This window comes from Variovorax boronicumulans (assembly GCF_040544675.1).
Lineage (GTDB): Bacteria > Pseudomonadota > Gammaproteobacteria > Burkholderiales > Burkholderiaceae_C > Variovorax > Variovorax boronicumulans_D.
In genome coordinates this window covers 98,114-116,206 of the sequence record NZ_JBEPKK010000015.1, presented here as the reverse complement: position 1 = coordinate 116,206, position 18,093 = coordinate 98,114, and the positions used below count along the sequence as shown (strand labels likewise).

General features: G+C 67.6%; 12 protein-coding genes. 4 read left to right on the top strand and 8 right to left on the bottom strand.

Annotation, left to right across the window (positions count from 1 at the left end; all coding sequences use genetic code 11):
* Positions 1-31: 31 nt before the first annotated feature.
* Complete coding sequence (locus ABIC90_RS22810) at positions 32-793, bottom strand: anti-sigma factor (protein ID WP_354358152.1); 762 nt, start codon at positions 791-793, stop codon at positions 32-34.
* Positions 794-821: 28 nt separating this feature from the next.
* Positions 822-1,397 (bottom strand): RNA polymerase sigma factor, encoded by a 576-nt coding sequence (locus ABIC90_RS22805; protein WP_354358150.1) that lies wholly within the window; start codon positions 1,395-1,397, stop codon positions 822-824.
* A gap of 248 nt (positions 1,398-1,645) precedes the next feature.
* Between ABIC90_RS22805 and ABIC90_RS22800 the strand changes: the two genes are divergently transcribed.
* Positions 1,646-2,950 (top strand): tetratricopeptide repeat protein, encoded by a 1,305-nt coding sequence (locus tag ABIC90_RS22800; protein WP_436318241.1) that lies wholly within the window; start codon positions 1,646-1,648, stop codon positions 2,948-2,950.
* On the opposite strand, the gene ABIC90_RS22795 is transcribed toward ABIC90_RS22800, so the two are convergent.
* The 5 genes from ABIC90_RS22795 to argH form a co-directional block, all read right to left on the bottom strand.
* Complete coding sequence (locus ABIC90_RS22795; RefSeq protein WP_354358146.1) at positions 2,947-4,395, bottom strand: efflux transporter outer membrane subunit; 1,449 nt, start codon at positions 4,393-4,395, stop codon at positions 2,947-2,949. The two genes, ABIC90_RS22800 and ABIC90_RS22795, sit on opposite strands and share 4 nt — an antisense overlap.
* Positions 4,395-7,562 carry an efflux RND transporter permease subunit gene (locus tag ABIC90_RS22790; protein WP_354358144.1) on the bottom strand — a complete coding sequence of 1,056 codons (3,168 nt, stop codon included), beginning with the start codon at positions 7,560-7,562 and terminating at the stop codon, positions 4,395-4,397. Before ABIC90_RS22790 ends, ABIC90_RS22795 begins: the two co-directional genes overlap by 1 nt.
* 9 nt (positions 7,563-7,571) lie before the next feature.
* Positions 7,572-8,801 carry an efflux RND transporter periplasmic adaptor subunit gene (locus tag ABIC90_RS22785; RefSeq protein WP_354358142.1) on the bottom strand — a complete coding sequence of 410 codons (1,230 nt, stop codon included), beginning with the start codon at positions 8,799-8,801 and terminating at the stop codon, positions 7,572-7,574.
* Positions 8,802-8,970: 169 nt separating this feature from the next.
* The gene (locus ABIC90_RS22780; RefSeq protein ID WP_354358140.1) at positions 8,971-10,446 is read right to left on the bottom strand and encodes a rhomboid family intramembrane serine protease; all 1,476 of its coding nucleotides are present in this window, start codon (positions 10,444-10,446) and stop codon (positions 8,971-8,973) included.
* A gap of 134 nt (positions 10,447-10,580) precedes the next feature.
* On the bottom strand, positions 10,581-11,978 hold the full coding sequence (gene argH, locus ABIC90_RS22775) for an argininosuccinate lyase (protein WP_354358138.1): 1,398 nt from the start codon (positions 11,976-11,978) through the stop codon (positions 10,581-10,583).
* A gap of 58 nt (positions 11,979-12,036) precedes the next feature.
* Between argH and ABIC90_RS22770 the strand changes: the two genes are divergently transcribed.
* From ABIC90_RS22770 to ABIC90_RS22760, 3 genes are read left to right on the top strand one after another with little or no spacing between them, the layout of a single operon-like run.
* On the top strand, positions 12,037-13,113 hold the full coding sequence (locus tag ABIC90_RS22770) for a sensor histidine kinase (protein ID WP_436318240.1): 1,077 nt from the start codon (positions 12,037-12,039) through the stop codon (positions 13,111-13,113).
* Positions 13,110-13,871: a LytR/AlgR family response regulator transcription factor gene (locus ABIC90_RS22765; RefSeq protein WP_354358134.1), complete on the top strand. Its 762-nt coding sequence runs from the start codon at positions 13,110-13,112 to the stop codon at positions 13,869-13,871. Before ABIC90_RS22770 ends, ABIC90_RS22765 begins: the two co-directional genes overlap by 4 nt.
* Entirely contained in the window at positions 13,868-15,157 is a 1,290-nt protein-coding gene (locus ABIC90_RS22760) for an AI-2E family transporter (RefSeq protein WP_354358132.1), read from the top strand. Before ABIC90_RS22765 ends, ABIC90_RS22760 begins: the two co-directional genes overlap by 4 nt.
* A 251-nt stretch (positions 15,158-15,408) precedes the next feature.
* On the opposite strand, the gene ABIC90_RS22750 is transcribed toward ABIC90_RS22760, so the two are convergent.
* Positions 15,409-17,742: a hypothetical protein gene (locus tag ABIC90_RS22750; protein ID WP_354358130.1), complete on the bottom strand. Its 2,334-nt coding sequence runs from the start codon at positions 17,740-17,742 to the stop codon at positions 15,409-15,411.
* Positions 17,743-18,093 lie beyond the last annotated feature (351 nt).

Here is an 18,093-nt window from a genome sequence, read left to right as displayed (position 1 = left end):
AAAGACAAAAGGCAAGAAGACGGAAAACGGGTCAGATGGTTTTTTCGATCAGCGCGCCCTTGAACACCACTGGTCCCTTCGCGCCGGTGCCGGGCGGCACGCCGCCCTTGGCTTCCAGTGTCACGGCCAGGATGGGCACCTGGCGCACATCGGATTCGGAGGCCGGGAGCTTGAGCCCCGGTTCGCCGTCCAGCACGCCGAGCGAACGCGGCGCCGTGCCGGGCTGCACCGCCCAGAGCTGCAGCGACTTGTCGCTGCTTTCGCGGTAGCTGCCCACGCGCTGCATCACCAGCTGCTTGTTCTTGGGGTCGAAGGTCACCAGCATGGAAGCGGCGGACTGGTCGTCGGTCAGCACGGCCACGTACTGCACGGCCGGGGCGTTGTTCAGTTGTTCGCGAAGGTTCAGGCCCACGGTCACCGCCAGCACGGTGGCCAGCGCGCCGGCCGCGGTGGCGCCGCGCCAGAGCGCCAGGCTGCGAAGCCATCCGCCCTGCGGCTTGGCGGCCGCGGCGCGGGCATTGGCGTCGTCGCGCTGCCGCTCGATGGCGTGCTGCGCCTGTTCGGCGTCGATGATGTTGCGGATGCGGGTCCAGACGGCCGCTTCGGGAACGATCGGGCTTTGCAGCTCGGTCATGCTGGCCAGCCGGCTCTGCCAGACCAGGGCCGCGGCGCGCACCGGCGCCTGTTCGCGCGCGAGCGCCTCGAAGCGGCGGCGGGCGCCGCCGCGCAGGGTGCCCAGCGCGTAGCTGGCCGCCAGAAGTTCGAGCAATTCGGGGTGAGCGATGAGATTCATAAGGAGACCGCCTTCCTGGCCGTCGCTTTCATGCGAAGCGCCCCATGCAGACGCGCAGTTTTTCCAGCCCGCGCCGGATCCATGTCTTGACCGTGCCGAGCGGCAGCTTGAGCTGTTGGGCCAGCTCCCCGTGGCTCATCTCGCGCAGGTAGGCCAGGCTGACCACCTCGCGCTGCCGGCCTTCCAGCTGGGCCAGGCACTGGTGCAGCGCCCAGGCCTGTTCGCTGGCATCGGCCGTGTCGGCCGGGTTGGGCGCGTCCGATTCGAGGGTGTCGGCCATGAGCTCGTCGAATTCCTGGGTGAGCTGGGCGCGGTCGGCGGTGCGGCGGCGCAGCAGGTCGAGCGCCCGGCTGCGCACGATCAAACCCAGCCAGGCCAGCGGCGGACTGAGGGTGGAGCGGTAGTCGCCGGCCACGCGCCAGACGGTCAGAAAGGCCTCCTGGAGCACATCTTCGGCCCATTCGCGCTGCCGCACGACGCGCATCGCCAGGCCCATGAGCTTGGGCGCGGTGCGGTCGTACAGCTGTTTGAGTGCGGCTTCGTCGCGATGGCCGATCCTGTCGATCAGCGCCATCAATTCGGCGTCGGGGCTGGGTGCTGTCATCCGAGGATTGTGGGGCATCGATGCGCATGCAGAAGATACGGCCCCGGAAGGCCGGCGGATTCAACTTGTCCTACAGGCGGCCCGGGTGTGCCGGAAACATTCGGCAACGTATACTGCCCCGCAAATTTCGGAGCGGCGGGGATCAAGCCAGTTGCAAGGCCGCGATGACCTGCCCCAAGGCAAAAGCCACCTGCGAGAGCGACTTTCTTCCGCAAACCAGCCAACAACAAAGACAAGTCGCCGCCGTGATCATCGAAGACCTTCCGCCGCCGCCCCCGCCGTTCTGGCACCGCCTCAACAGTTTTTTTGCCTTTCCCCTGCAACTGCGGCCGCTGGCCTATGCGCTGGTGCTGTCGTTCTGCAGCCTGCTGTTCGACGCGATCTTTTTCCTGCCCGATCTGCTGGCCCTTGTGCTCATCGAGGTCGGCATCGTCCTGGCGGCCAGCCGCTACGGCTTCAAGATCACCGCTCTGGGTGCGCGCGGCATCCGGCAGTCGTCCGACTTCGGGCGCGATTCCAGCGACGAGTGGACCTACCTGCCGTGGAAGCTCTTCGCCATCTCGCTGGTGCAGGGCAGCGTGGCCGCCTGGCTCTCCTGGTACCACCCGCTGGCGGGCATCGTGGCGCTGTTCGTCATGTCCTTCAGCTTTCCGGCGGCGGTGATCGTGCTGGTGCAGTCGGGCAGCTTTTTCCAGGCGATGAACCCGGGCCATGTGATCGATGCCATGCGCATCATCGGCTGGCCGTATGCGCTGCTGTGCTTCTTTCTGTTTCTGCTGAGCTCGGGAGCGCAGATCGCCATCGGGATCGTGCTGCCGATGGTCGACGGCCGCATCATGCTGCCGATCGTCAACTTCGCGTTCATCTACTTCGGCTGGGTGACGGCGAGCCTGCTGGGCTATGTGATGTACCAGCACCACGACGCCTTCGGCATCGATGCCGTGCCGGGCGCGGGCCTGGACGACGGCGCTGCGGCCGACCGCCGAACGCCCGAGCAGATCGCCGCGCAGCGCATCGACGCCGAGGTGGCGCAACTGATCACCGAGGGCGATCTGGCCGCCGCGCTGGGCACCGCCTACGAGGCGCAGCGCACCGCCGCCATCGACGACCTGGCCGCGCAGCGCCGCTACCACCGCGTGCTGGCCATGGTCCCGGACAAGCAGGACGCGATGCTCGATCACGCGAGGCGCTTCATTGCGCTCCTGATGCGTCGCGACCTGTCGTCGGAGGCGCTCAAGGTCTTCAAGGCCTGCCGCGAGAAGGACAAGGCCTTCGCGCTGGACGACGCCGCCATGGTGATCGCGATGGCGCGGGCCGAATGGCGCAACGGCGATGCGCACGCCACGCTGGCGTTGCTGTCGGGCTTCGACCGCCGGTTTCGCGGGCATGAGGCGATTCCGCAGGCCTACGAACTGGCCGCCCGCGCGCTGGTGCAGGGCCTGGGCCGCGCCGACATGGCCCGGCCCATCCTGCGCACGCTGGAGTCGCGCTACCCCGAGAGCGAGCAGACGCAGGAAGTGCGCTGGCTGATGCGGCCGGCGCCGGCGGCCTAACCGTTCTTTTCGGCGCCTTCGCTCCAGCCGCCGCCCAGCGACTTGTAGATGGTCAGCCGGTTGGTCTGCTCGGTGAGCTGCAGGCCGATGAGCGTCTGCTGCGCCGCGTAGTAGGCGCGCTGCGCATCCAGCACATCGAGAAAACTGCTTGCGCCGCTCTTGAACAGCGCCTGCGACAGCTCGAAGCTGCGCGAGGTCGCACCCAGCAGCGAGCGCTGCGCATCGAGCCGCTCGGCCAGCGTGCGGCGCTCGGCCAGCGCGTCGGCCACTTCACGGAACGCCGTCTGCACGGTCTTCTCGTAGGTCGCCAGCTGGATCTTCTGCTGCGCCTCGGCCACCTGCAGGTTCGACCGGTTGGCGCCGCCGTCGAAGATCGGCACGCTGATCGACGGCGCGAAGCTCCAGGCCTTGCTGCCGCTGGCGAACAGGCCCGACAGCGTGCTGCTCGCCGTGCCGGCCGAGGCGGTGAGCGCGATGCGCGGAAAGAAGGCCGCGCGCGCCGCGCCGATGTCGGCATTGCTCGCGCGCAGGGCGTGCTCGGCGGCGCGCACGTCGGGCCGCTGCTGCAGCACGTTCGACGAGAGGCCGGCCGGCGGCACCAGCAGCTGCGCGGCATCGGCCGTTGCCGTGGTCGGCAGCAGTTCGGCCGGCGGGGTGGCGCCCACCAGCAGCGCCAGTGCGTTGCGGTCCTGCTCCACCAGGCTGTCGAATGCCGCGGCATCGGCGCGCGCGGCATCGACGGTGCTTTGCGACTGCGCCAGCGCCAGCCCCGACTGCGAGCCCAGCGCGTGGCTGCGCTGGATGAGGTCGAAGGATTTGCGCTGGCTGTCCAGCGTGCTGCGCGCCAGTTCCAGGCGCTGTTCGTCGGCGGCCAGTTGCAGCCAGGCGGTGGCCACCGAGGCCACCAGGCTGATCTGCGTGCTGCGCCGGTTTTCTTCCGTTTCGAAGTAGCTCTGCAGCGCGGCCTCGCCGAGGTTGCGCACGCGGCCGAACAGGTCGAGCTCGTAGGCTGTCAGGCCCAGGTCGGCGCTGTACTGCGTGGCGTAGCGCGCCTCGCCGCTGGTGGACACGCCGCCGGGGGTGCGCGAGCGGCTGCCGCCCGCGCCGGCATCCAGCGTCGGGAACAGGCCCGCGCGTGCGATGCCGTACTGGGCGCGCGCCCGCTCGATGTTGAGCGCGGCCACGCGCAGGTCGCGGTTGTTGGCCAGCGCAAGCTCGACCACGCCCTGGAGGCGCGGATCGACGAAGAAGTCGCGCCAGCTCAGGTCCGTTGCGTTCAGCGGCGCGGCCGTGGCCGCACCGGCCGAAGGCAGCGCCTGAGGCACCGGCGAGGCGGGCGTTTCGTAGGCCGGCGCGAGGTTGATGCAACCCGAGAGCAGGGCACAAGCCGCGGCGGCGCAGGCCAGTGCGCGCAGCGCAAGGCGGGGGTGGACGTTGCGTTGCATCAGTGGCCTCCTTGTTCTGCGGCCGCTGTGTTCGCTTCGGCCTGGGCGGGCTTGCGCCGGCCCTCCAGCCATCCGCGGATCAGTGCGAAGAACAGCGGCACGAAGAAGATGCCCAGCGCGGTGCCGACCACCATGCCGCCCAGCACCGCCGTACCGATCGACTGGCGTCCGCCCGCGCCCGCGCCCGTGCCGATGGCCAGCGGCAGCACGCCGAAGCCGAAGGCCAGCGAGGTCATCAGGATGGGCCGCAGGCGCAGGCGCACGGCTTCGAGGGTGGCCTCGACCACGCCCTTGCCCTGCTCCTGCAACTGCTTGGCGAACTCCACGATCAGGATCGCGTTCTTCGACGACAGCCCCACGGTGGTCAGCAAGCCGACCTGGAAGTACACGTCGTTGCTCAGCCCCCGGAGGCTGGTGAACAGCAGCGCGCCCACGATGCCCAGCGGCACCACCAGGATCACCGAGAACGGCACCGACCAGCTCTCGTAGAGCGCCGCCAGGCACAGGAACACGAACAGGATCGAAATCGCGTAGAGCAAGGGCGCCTGCGCCCCCGACAGCCGCTCCTGGAACGACGCGCCGGTCCATTCGTAGCCGATGCCCGGAGGCATCTGCTTCATCACCTCGTCCACCGCGGCCATGGCGTCGCCCGAGCTCACGCCCGGCGCGGCGTCGCCCACGAACTCGTAGCTCGGGCTGCCGTTGTAGCGCTGCAGCTGCGGCGAACCGTAGGTCCAGCGCGAACTCGAGAACGCCGGGAACGACACCATCTGCCCCAGGCTGTTGCGCACGCTCCAGCGGTCGATGTCGGCCGGCAGCATGCGGAACGCGGTGTCGCCCTGCATGTACACGCGCTTGACGCGGCCGTTGTCCAAGAAGTCGTTGATGTAGGTGCCGCCCATGGCGCTGGAGAGCGTGCTGTCGATGTCGGCCGTCGCCAGGCTCGCGGCGCCGGCGCGCGCGTCGTCGATGTCCACCGCGAACTGGGGCGTGTCGTCCAGGTTGTTGCTGCGCACGTTCATGACCACGTCCGAGCGTTTGCCGAGCAGCTCGATGAGCTGGTCGCGGGCCTTCACCAGCGCGTCGTGGCCCAGGCCGTTGATGTCCTTGAGGTGAAAGTTGAAGCCCGCGTTGGCACCCAGCCCGCGCACCGCCGGCGGCAGCAGCACGAACACGCGCGCATCGCGGATGGTCGACAGCTCCTTGTTGGCGCGGCGCGCGAGCGCCGCGGCCGATTGCCCGTCGCCTTCGCGCTCGGCCCAGTCCTTGAGCTTGACGAAGGCGCGTGCCGAGCTCTGGTCGCCGTTCTGCCCGGTGATGACGTTGACGCTCACCACCTCGGGCTGCTTGCTGAAATATTCCTGCATCTGCTTGGCCACCGGCTGCAGCCGCGCGTCCGAGGCGCCCGGCGGCAGCGTGATCTGCACCTGCAGGAAGGCCTGGTCCTCATCGGGCAGGAAGGAGGTGGGCAGGCGCATGAACAGCACCGCCATCACGGCGGCGATGAGCAGGTACACCACGAGGCTGCGCTTGCCGCGCCGCACGATGCCGCCCACGATGCCCTGGTAGCGGTCGGCACCCTTGTCGAAGTTGCGGTTGAAGCCCGCGAAGAAGCGGTCGACCAGCCCCATGGCGCCCTTGCGCGGCGCGGCATGCTGGCCCTTGGCGACTGGCTTCAGGAGCGTGGCGCACAGCGCCGGCGTGAGCGTGAGCGCCACGAACACCGACAGCGCCATGGCCGAGACGATGGTGATCGAGAACTGCCGGTAGATCACGCCGGTGGAGCCGCCGAAGAAGGCCATCGGGATGAACACCGCCGACAGCACCAGCGCAATGCCGACCAGCGCGGGCGTGATCTCGGCCATGGACTTGCGCGTGGCCTCCTTGGGCGACAGGCCCTCCTCGTGCATCACCCGCTCGACGTTTTCCACCACCACGATGGCATCGTCCACCAGCAGGCCGATGGCCAGCACCATGCCGAACATGGTGAGCGTGTTGATCGAGTAGCCGGCAATGGAGAGCACGCCGAAGGTGCCCAGCAGCACCACCGGCACCGCAATGGCGGGAATCAGCGTGGCGCGGAAGTTCTGCAGGAAGACGTACATCACCAGCACGACCAGCAGCATCGCTTCGGCCAGCGCCTTGACCACCTCGTCGATGGACGCGCTCACGAAGGGCGTGGTGTCGTAGCTCACGAAGGTCTGCAGCTGGTTCGGAAAGAGCGGCTGCATCTCGTCGATCTTGGCCTTGACCGCCTGGGCCACCTGCACCGCGTTGGCCCCGTCGGCCAGCACCACGCCCAGGCCTGCGCCGGGCCGGCCGCTCAGTTGCGAGCGCACCGTGAGGTTCTCCGCGCCCAGCTCCACGCGGGCCACGTCGCGCAGGCGCACCACGGCGCCGTCGGGCGTGGCGCGCAGCACCACGTTCTCGAACTGCTCGACCGTCTGCAGCTTGCTGCGCGCGGTGATGGTGGCGTTGAGCTGCTGCTGCGCGCCGGCGGGCAGCGCCCCCAGCTGGCCGGCCGAGACCTGCGCGTTCTGCGCGGTGATGGCGCTGCCGACGTCCGAGGGCATCAGCGCGTACTTGCGCAGCTTGTCGGGGTCCAGCCACAGGCGCATGGCGTAGCCGGTGCCCAGCGTCTGGACTTCGCCCACGCCGTCGATGCGGCTGATCACATCCACCAGGTTGCTGCTGATGTAGTCGCCCACGTCCACCGCCGAAGCGCTGCCGTCGGCCGAGTACATCGAGACGATCATCAGGAAGTCGTTGCCGCCCTTGGTGACGGTGACGCCGCGGCTTTGCACCTGCTGCGGCAGGCGCGACATGGCCTGCTGCAGCTTGTTCTGCACCTGCATCTGGGCCACGTCGATGTTGGTGCCCGCGTTGAAGGTGAGCGACAAGCGCGCGATGCCCGACGAATTGCTGGTCGCCTGCATGTAGAGCAGGTTGTCCAGCCCCTTCATCTGCTGCTCGATGACCTGGGTGACCGAGTCTTCGACCGTCTTGGCCGAGGCGCCGGTGTAGGTGGCGTTGATGGACACGCGCGGCGGCGCGATGTCGGGGTATTGCTCCAGCGGCAGCGTGCGGATCGCCATGAGGCCGGCGAGCATGACGACGATGGAGAGCACCCACGCGAAGATGGGGCGGTCGATGAAGAACTGGGCCATGTCCCGGCCTCAGCGTGCGACGGTGGCGGGGGTGCCGGGCCTGGCGCTGGCCACCGGGCCGGGCGAAGCACTCGCCGGCCTGGCGCCGAGGTCGACCACCTTGACGGTGTCGCCCACCTTCACCCGCTGGGAGCCTTCGGTCATCACGCGGTCGCCCGGGGCCAGGCCGTCGATCACCTGCCAGTGCGCGCCGACCGCGCGGCCCACGCTGATCGGCCGCTTGGCGACCTTGTTGTCGGTGCCGATCACCAGCGTGGAGGCGCTGCCGTCGGGCGCGCGGGTCACGGCCTGCTGCGGCACCAGCAGCGCGGCCTCGTTCACGCCCTCCTGCAGCACGGCCCGCACGTACATGCCGGGCATCAGGAGCCTGTCGGGGTTGGGCACCACCGCGCGCAGCGTGACGCTGCCGGTGCCGGCATCGACGGTCACGCCGCTGAAGGTGAGGCGGCCGGCATGCGGGTACTCGCTGCCGTCTTCCAGCAGCAGCTGGATGCGCGCCTCGGCGTCGCTCGCGCGCTGCAGCCGGCCGTTGGCCAGCTCGCGCTTCAGGCGCAGCAGCTCGCTGCTCGACTGGGTGACGTGCACATGGATCGGATCGAGCTGCTGCACGGTGGTCATGGCCGCCGCCTGGTTGGCCGTGACCAGCGCGCCCGGTGTCACGGTCGAGAGTTCGGCCCAGCCGGTGATCGGCGAGGTGATGCGGGCGTAGCCCAGCTGGATGCGCGCGGTCTGCTCGGCGGCGCGCGCCACGCCCAGGTCGGCCTCGGCCTGCTGCTCGGCGGCCTGGCTCTCATCGAACACCTGGCGGCTGATGGCGTCGATCTTCACCAGCTCGGCATTGCGCCTGGCCACGGTGCGCGAGGTGGCCAGGGCCGATTGGGCCTTGCGCGCGCCGGCCTGGGCGCTGGCGTATGCCGCCTGCAGCGAGGCCGGGTCGAGCTGGTAGAGCACCTGTCCGGCCTTCACTTGCGAGCCTTCGGTGAAGAGCCGCTCCTTCAGGATCCCGCCGACCTGCGGGCGGATCTCGGCGATGACCGGCGCCGCGGTGCGGCCGGGGAGCTCGGTGCTCTGGGCCAGCCTTTCGTGCTTCAGGGTGATGGCGCCGACTTCCTTTTCCGGTGCGGCGGTCCCCTTGGCGGTTCCGGGCGCTTCCCCGCTGGTGCGGGAACAGCCTGCGAGCGCGGCGATGGCAAGGGCCGTGAGGAGCAGGGCGAAACGGGACGGGCGTTGAGCGGGCATGGGCGGGAGGTAGTTACAAAAAGCCCCAAATAGAACCGGCGGGCGGCCTCAAGTTCAACGAGGCGGGGCGTGAGAGGGCGGCTTTACACGCTGGATGCAATTGCAGTGCCACATGCTGGCATGGCTGCCCTGCAGGCGCATGACACGCGCCAGGGTGCGCGGGACGGTTTCAGGCCCGTTGCAGGGCGCGCGTGACCATGTCGTTGGGCGCGAGCCGCAGCAGGTGCGGCAGCAGGCCCACCGCCTTGTCCCGTTCGCCCGCATGCAGCAGGCCGTTGGCGCACACCGAGAGGGTGTCGGCCAGCTGCGGATGGTCGGGCGCGGTCTTCAGCAGGATGCGGCAGAGCATGTCGGCGTCGGCGAACTCGCGGATGCGCACGAAGCGGCGCGCGAGCCGGGCCATGTCGTCGGGTTTCAGGCGCAGCCCGGGTTTGGCCTGGTCCAGGTAGGTGCGGTAGCTGGCGTGCTGCAGGGCGAGCGTGTCGGGGTCGGTGGCGGGCAGGCGGAACACCAGGCGCGCGGCGCGGTGAAAGTCGTCGCTCGCGGGCTGCAGGCGCGCGGTGTTGAACCATGCGCGCACGGTGTCGGCGTCGGTGGGGCGCAGTGCGGCGGCGGCGCGCCATTCGGCCGAGGCGGCCTCGAACTTCATCGCGGCGCCCAGGCGGCGCGCGGCGGCGACGTGCGCGTCGAAGCGGTCGTGGTCGGTCGCCATTTCCGATTTCACGGTCTCGGGCGTCTTCACGCGGCCCAGCAGCATGGCGCCGCCCATCAGCGCGGCGCCGGTGAGCAGGCCGCCCAGGTGGGCCATGTAGGCAACGCCCTGGCCGCCCAGCCAGTGCTGCATGAGCTCGTTGACGATCCACGCCGGCAGCAGCAGCAGGGCGGGCGCCGTGACGTAGTTGAAATAGAAGAACAGCTGGTAGAAAAAACGGATGCGCCGCAGCCTGTACATCACCGCGTACATGCCCATCAGCGCGGAGATCGCGCCCGAGGCGCCCAGCCCGTAGCTGCCCTTGCCTGCATAGGCCCAGGCGGCCAGCGCCGAGGCGCCGACGGCGCCCAGCAGGTAGAACGTGAGGTAGGTGCTGCGCCCCAGCGCCAGCTCGACCGAGGCACCGAACAGGAAGAGGAACAGCATGTTGCCCAGCAGGTGGCCGGTGCTGCCGTGCAGGAAGGCGGCGGTGAGCAGGGTCCAGGGCTTCGATTCGGCGTCCTTGTTGTAGTCCTGCGCCCAGCGCTCGGTGAAGGGCGGCGGCAGCATGGCCTCGTACTGCCGGCGGTCGCGTTGCCACTCGGCATAGTGCGGGTCGGCGGGCGTGACGACTTCTTCGGCCTTCAGTTTCCTGACGAAGGCCCTGTCGCTCTGCATGGCTTCGAGCAGCGGCTCATAGGCCTTGGCCTGCAGCATGCGCTGGCCCAGCGCGCCGCGCTTGGCATCGGTTGTCTTCAGCCAGTCGACGAAAGGCGGCAACTCCAGCTCGGGCAGCACGCTGCGCGCGTAGTAGTGGGCTGCGCGGTCGCGCGCTTTCTCTTCGCTGCGCTGCGGCCCCCACCACACGATCATGTTCACCAGAATCAGCAGCACCGTGAGCCACGGCGGGTTGCGCCAGCTCGGCTTGTTCTCGAGCGGGATGGCGTAGAACACCCGATGCCTTCAGCGCGCCGAGGTTGGCGGCAGCGGGCGGCCGCCGCCGGGCCGCCCCAAGGCGAGCCGCGCCTCCCCCTCGGGGGGTGGAGTTACACGAGCGCAGCGAGTGAAAAGCCGGGGGGCCAACACGTTCAGCCGAGCCGCTTGCGGTGGCGTGCGATCTGCGCCTTGACCTGCGCCGGCGCCGTGCCGCCCAGGATGTTGCGTGCATTGAGCGAGCCGCGCAGGCTCAGCACGTCGTACACGTCCTTCTCGATGTTCGGGTTGAACTGCTGCAGCACCGCCAGCGGCAGCTCGGCCAGGTCGACCTTGTGCGAGGTGGCGGCCTTCACGGCATGGGCCACGGTTTCGTGCGCATCGCGGAAGGGCAGGCCCTTCTTCACGAGGTAGTCGGCCAGGTCGGTGGCGGTGGCGTAGCCGCGCAGCGCCGCGGCTTCCATGGCTTCGGGCTTCACGGTGATGCCGCCGATCATCTCGGCAAAGATGCGCAGGGTGTCCTTGAGCGTGTCGACGGTGTCGAACAGCGGCTCCTTGTCTTCCTGGTTGTCCTTGTTGTAGGCGAGCGGCTGGCCCTTCATGAGGGTGATGAGCGCCATCAGGTGGCCGACCACGCGGCCGGTCTTGCCGCGCGCCAGCTCGGGCACGTCGGGGTTCTTCTTCTGCGGCATGATCGACGAGCCAGTCGTGAAGCGGTCAGCGATCTGGATGAAGCCGAAGTTCTGGCTCATCCACAGAATGAGCTCTTCGCTCATGCGGCTGATGTGCACCATGCACAGGCTGGCCGCGGCGGTGAACTCGATCGCGAAGTCGCGGTCGCTCACGGCGTCCAGGCTGTTCTGGCACACGCCATCCATGTTCAGTGTCCTGGCGACCAGTTCGCGGTCCAGCGGGTAGCTGGTGCCGGCGAGGGCGGCGGCGCCCAACGGCAAGCGATTGACGCGGCGGCGAACCTCGCCCATGCGCTCGGCGTCGCGGCTGAACATTTCCACATAGGCCAGCATGTGATGGCCGAAGCTCACCGGCTGGGCCACCTGCAGGTGGGTGAAACCGGGGAGGATCACCTCGACGTTCTTCTCGGCGATGTCCACCAGCGCCTTCTGCAGTTCGGTGAGCAGGTCGCCGATCAGGTCGATCTCGCCGCGCAGCCACAGGCGCACGTCGGTGGCCACCTGGTCGTTGCGGCTGCGGCCGGTGTGCAGGCGTTTGCCGGCATCGCCCACCAGCTGGGTGAGGCGGGCTTCGATGTTCAGGTGCACGTCTTCGAGGTCCAGCTTCCACTCGAAGGCGCCGGATTCGATCTCGCTGCGAATCTGCGCCATCCCACGTTCGATTTCGGCGTGGTCCTGCTTTTGGATGATGCCCTGGGCGGCGAGCATGCCGGCATGGGCCAGGGAGCCTTCGATGTCGGCCTGCCACAGGCGCTTGTCGAAGAAGACGCTGGAGGTGTAGCGCTTCACCAGGTCGCTCATCGGTTCGGAGAACAGGGCCGACCAGGCTTCGGATTTCTTGTCGAGTTGGTTTTGGGTCATGGGAGCCGTCCAGGAGGCAATAATGGGTTGGTCACCCGATGTAACTGTGATGTCTGCGATGCGCAACCCGGCGATTTTATCGGCCCCCTCTGCCACCACGTCCCCGACTGCGTCGGAAAGGGCTCGCGCTTCTCTGCGCGGGGAGCCTTCGCTGTTCGACGCCTGCCAGATCGGCGTCGTACTGCGCACCGTGGTGTTCGTCGAGGCGGTGGTGGCCATTGCCGCGCTTTTCGTGGTGGCCACGCCCGGCGAATGGCTGGTGCAGACCGCCACGGTCACCGGCGGCGCCTTGCCCGCAACGCTGCTGTGGCTGGTAGCCGCCTGCGGGCTCAAGAAGCAGTTGCGGCGGCTGCCGCGGCCATGGCAGTACGGCGCGGGTGCCGTGCTCGGCGCGCTGGCCGCGCTCTACGGCTGCGGCCTTCTGCGGCTGACGGGCGTGCTCGCCAGCGCCCCGTGGCTGGCCAGTGCGCTGGCCGGCGCCCTGTTCGCGGGGCTGGTGATGACCGCCATGGCGCTGCGCGCGCGCGGCCAGACGCCCGCTGCCACCACGGCCCGGCTCGAAGAATTGCAGTCGCGCATCCGTCCCCACTTTCTGTTCAACACGCTCAACAGCGCCATCGCCCTGGTGCGCGAGGAGCCCGCCAAGGCCGAGGCCATGCTCGAAGACCTGGCCGAGCTGTTCCGCCAGGCGCTGGCCGACCCCGGCGAATCGGGCACGCTGGCCGACGAGATCGCGCTGGCCGAGCGCTACCTGGCCATCGAGCAGGTGCGCTTCGGCGACCGGCTGCGCATCCGATGGGACCTGGACGCCGCCGCCAGCAATGCGCGCCTGCCGCCGCTGCTCTTGCAGCCGCTGGTCGAGAACGCCATCAAGCACGGCGTGGAGCCCAGCCCCGAGGGCGCCAGGCTGCGCATCCGCACCGAGCGTCGCGGCAGCATGGTGGTGATCGAGGTGGTCAACAGCCTGCCGCCGCTGCGCTGGGCTGACGAGCCGCTGCCGCGCGGCCACGGCATTGCGCTGGCCAATGTGCGAGACCGGTTGCGCCTGTTGCACGACATGCAGATGCAGTTCAGCGCCGGCATGGATCAGAAAAACTACCGGGTACGCATTGCGATCCCCGCCGAATCATCATGAGCCTCAAGACCCTGATCGTCGACGACGAAGCCCTGGCGCGTTCCCGCATGCGCACGCTGCTGCGCGATTGCACCTCGCCCGCCGCCGAGGTGGTGGCCGAGGCCTCGCAGGGCGAGGAGGCGCTGGCGCACCTGGCCGCGATGGACCTCGACCTGGTGCTGCTGGACGTGCACATGCCCGGCGTCGACGGCATCGAGGTGGCGCGCGCGCTGCGCAGCCGCACCGACGCGCCGGCCGTGGTGTTCGTGACCGCGCATGCGACGCATGCAGTGACGGCCTTCGAGCTCGATGCGGTGGACTACCTGACCAAGCCGGTGCGCGCCGAGCGGTTGCAGCAGGCGCTGCAGAAGGCCGAGCGCTTCCTGAAGGAACGCCGCGCGCTGCAGCAGGCCTCGCCCGCCGTGCCTGCCGCGCCCGAGACCGTGCTGATCCAGGACCGCGGCCGCGCCGAGCGGGTGCCGCTGTCGGAGGTGCTTTACCTCAAGTCCGAATACAAATACCTCACCGTGCGCACCGCCACGCGCAGCCACATCCTGGACGGCTCGCTCAATGAGTTCGAGGAGCGCTATCCCCACCGTTTCCTGCGGGTGCACCGCAATGCGCTGGTGGCCCGTTCGGCCATTCGCGCGCTCGAAAAATACGACGACGGCGAAGACGCCGAAGGCTGGGCCTTGAGGCTCGATGCAATTCCCGAACCCGTCGCGGTGTCGCGACGACAACTCGCCGCCGTGCGCGAGGTGCTGAAGGACACGCGATGACCGGCGAACACAACCCTCCTGCCCAGAACAAGCCGCCGGCGCCGGATGCGCCGCAGCCCGCGCCCGAGCCTCCGGCCGTTCAAGTACCGCAAGCACTGCCAGCGTCCACGCCTCCTTCTCCCACGCCCAAGCCCGAGCCCGACGCCGATCCGCAGGAAACCCCCGCGGCCTCCGCCCGCCGGCGCCTGATGCTGCACATGCCGGTGGACGTGCGCAGCGCCTCGCTGGTGGTGCTCGCGGTGCTGGCCAGCGTCTTCGCGCTGCAGTGGGGCCAGGCGGTGTTCATTCCGCTGATGATGAGCCTCTTGCTGACCTACGCGCTGTCGCCGCTGGTCGAGATGCTGCACCGCTGGAAGCTGCCGCGCTGGCTCGGTGCGGCGCTCATCCTGGGGGGGCTGTTCGGGGGTATCGGGTGGACCGGCTATTCGCTCTCGGGCAACGCGTCGCAACTCATCGATTCGCTGCCGGTGGCCGCGCAGAAGCTGGGCCAGGCCATGCGACGCGACAAGGGCGCCAGCGCCACGCCGCTCGAGTCCGTGCAGCAGGCTGCCGCGCAGCTGGAGAAGGCGGCCGAAGAAAATTCAGCGCGCGTGGCCTCCAGGCGCGGCGTGGCCCGCGTCATCATCGAGCGGCCCGGCTTCAACGTGCGCGACTACCTGCTGACCGGCACCGTCGGCCTGCTGAGCGCGCTGGGGCAGTTCACGCTGGTGGCCTTTCTCACCTACTTTGCGCTGTGCTCGGGCGACACCTTCAGGCGCAAGCTGATCAAGATCACCGGCTCCAGCCTGCAGAAGAAAAAGGTCACGGTGCATGTGCTGGACGACATCACGCGCAACATCGAGCGCTACCTGCTGGTGCAAATCCTCACCAGCGTGGTGGTGGGGGTGGCCACCGGCCTGTCGTTCTGGGTCATCGGCGTGGAGAACGCGGCCGTGTGGGGAATCATTGCGGCGGTGACCAACCTCATTCCCTACATCGGCTCGGTGATCGTGCTGGTGGCCGCCGGGCTGGTTGCCTTTTTGCAGTTCAACAGCCTGGAGATGGGCATCCTGGTGGGGGGCGTGTCGCTGGCCATCCACACCGTCGTCGGCAATCTGCTGATGCCCTGGCTCACCAGCCGCACCAGCCGCATGAACCCGGTGGCGGTGTTCGTGGGCGTGATCTTCTGGGGCTGGCTCTGGGGCATCTGGGGGCTGCTGCTGGGGATTCCGATCACCATGGTGATCAAGGCCATCTGCGACCGGGTCGAAGACCTTCAGCCCATCGGCGAGCTGCTGGGCGAGTAGGGCACTCAATGAGGCGGCGTCTTGCCAGCGCCCCCACGCTGTACTGCGCGAAGTTTTTTAGCCGGTCCGCGATGATGCTCTTCGCCACGCACAGGCTCTTCTGGAATTCGCCGAAGCACTTCATGCCGTCGAACGCACCGCGGATGTTAAGCAGCGACCACTGGTCGTCGACGATGTCGAGCGAGCGCGCCATCGGGCATGCATTCGAGCCCGGACGCTTTGGCAGCCCGGGGCTCGAAGGGCTGGCGTCGTCAGTGCAGTGCGCGTCCGAAGATCTGCAACTGCACGTCAGTCAACGCGACCTTGGTGCCGTCGTTCGGTGCGTTGGCGAACGTCAGCGTCAGCGTCTTGAGGCGCGCCGGATCGAAGGCACGAGGGCTGGCCGGATCGTGTTTGAACGCTGCAATCGGGATCGCAACCATGTTCAGCAATTCGGCCGCGCGACTGCCGGCCGGTACGGTCAGGCCCATGCTGCTGTCCAGCGCGTCCGAGAAGTTGCTGACCTTGACGACGGGGGAGGTCGCGCCGTTGCTGTCGGTGAGCATCACGGTGACTTCCTGCGTCGGGAGCGGCCCTTCTTTCGCAGGATCGGGTCGGATCATGGCGATACGAAAGCTCAGCGTGTCGTAGCCAACGGTCGATAGGTCGTCTGGGCTGACGTTCAATGTGGCGCTGCCAACGACAGGCTCCTTCAGTGTGATCGTCAATGGCATGTCGGGCTTGGTCAGACCGAGCAGCAATTGGTTGGGGGCCGACAGGAGACCACCCGAATATGTGCTGCGGGACGGCCTGAAAAATGCGTTGGGCTGCATGAGCGGCGCGCATTGTGCGGGAATGGAATGGTCATGCAGCGTCGGGTCCGTGGTACACGTGTGGAGATTGCCTGCGAAGGCCGAGGCATCGATCAGATCGAGTGGGTTGCCGGCACGCAGCATCGACGTCGCACTATCGTAGGGTTGGTTAATGCCATACGCGTCGTCGAAGGGTGCGATCACCTTGTGGTTGCTCACGCCGTTCGTCTGGCCATTGGTTTGAAGCGTCAGCGCAACGCGGTTGTCGCAAGGCCAGCCGTTGGCAGGACATGCCTGCGCGGGCAGCGGCGCCGAGCCATTCCAATAGGGGGCGAACGCGATTTCGTTGCCGGCGAAGTGACGCATGAAGCTGTTGATCAGGAACAATCCCACGGCCGTCTGGTCTGTCGGAGTGAGCCGTATCCCACTCTTGGTCATCGAACTCAAATAGCAGTAGTCGGCCGCATTCTCCGGGTAGTCGTCCTTCGTCCATACGGAGTTGAAGTAGTTGTGGTTGGCGCCTCTTACGACGATCTGGAATCGTGGCGCCGTATCCGTTGCACTACGACCGAAGCGGTTGCGGTCGAAAACATGGGCGCCATTCAGATTGCGGACATCCCCGTCGCAGGACGGGACCATCGCTGCGAACGGAACGTTGGCGATCTTCAGAAATCGGCGGCCATCGGTTGGTGCGAGCGACAAGGCCGCCTTGAATACATACTTGGGGGGAGCGCTCGGCCCCGTCGCAGCGCCTGCGGCCAGCGTGACGTTGTTGTTTTCGAGGGCTGCCGATAGATCGGCGTCGGAGATGCCCGAGGTTTTCAGGGCCGCAATCAAGGCGTCCAGGGTCGCGAAGAAGGCCTCTCTGGTGCCTGTCGTGCGGGTTGCACCCGCCGAGGAGAACCATATGTTGCTGACCCAATTGTTCCGCTGGTTCTGCAGCTCTGTCGTGGCCGCTCGCAGCTCTTGGAGTGTGACGCCAAGACGTTGGTCGTTGAGCTGGATCGCATCGTTGATGCCCTGGCCGCCCCGTGAATGCCCCATGATGCCGACCCGGTCGAAGTCGATCTTGCCCACGAGGGATTTCAACGAGATGCCGTTCGTGGTCTGTATTCCATCATTGACCTTCTTGAGCTTGTCGAGCGTGGCAAGGACGAGCTGGCCGCGGGATTGCGAGGTGAAGTCGCCACCCGAACAGTTGCTCGCCGACGCGCACCGGGCTGCGTTGATGTCATTCGCATCAATGGACAGCACCACGTAGCCGTGGGCTGCGAGGTCGCTGGCCAGATAGTCGTATCCCTGGTAGTTCGGTACTCTGGGGTCATGCTGGCCATGCAGGAAGACGATGACCGGGTACTTGGCCGGCAAAGCGACCGATGAAGCCAGGGGCTTGCCCGGATACCAAAGTCCGCCATGAAGCCGGGCAAGAAAGACAAAGGGGCGCGAATCGGCCGTGCTTACGATGGCCGAGCCCAAGTCGTAGTCGGCCGCTTCCGCCGCGTAGATTGCACCGTCTTGAACGGCAGGCACCTGCTTTTCGAGCCGCGTGATCGGCGAGAACTTCGGCGGTGGCGCCGAGGTTTCGGGGGACGCCGTGACAGGCGGCATGGCCGGCGGCGTCTCGGGAACGAAGGGCGTCACCGTACCGCCAACGGGACCGGTGCTTGTTGGCGTGCCGCTGTCGGGCGGTGGCGCGATGCTCAAGAAGCCGTTGTTTGAAGAAGAGCCGCCGCAGCCGGCAAGGCCTGCTGACAAGCTCAATGCGAGCAGCAGACGACGAAGTCGAATGACCATTGATTTCCCCCTGAATCTTGTGTTGATGCATTGCTCCTGATTGGCACGGGCAGGCCCGTTGTGGGGAGCGAGTAAGCAACAGCAAGCCTCGTGCCTGAGTTAGTCGGGGGCGCGCACCAATATGCGGACATTGTTTAAACGCAATACAGTTGCAAAGTTAATAAAAGACACTGTGTTGCATCAACTCATTGATGTTGCACGTCGACCGCGCGGGTCCGCCGTTCTCGGCAGCGCGACCCGGTGAAGGAGGCATGACGGGCTCAATGCATCGCACGCTGCATCAACACCGTATCCACCCATGCCCGAATTTGAAGAAGACGTTGCGTAGCGCACCCCCAACTCGAACCCGAG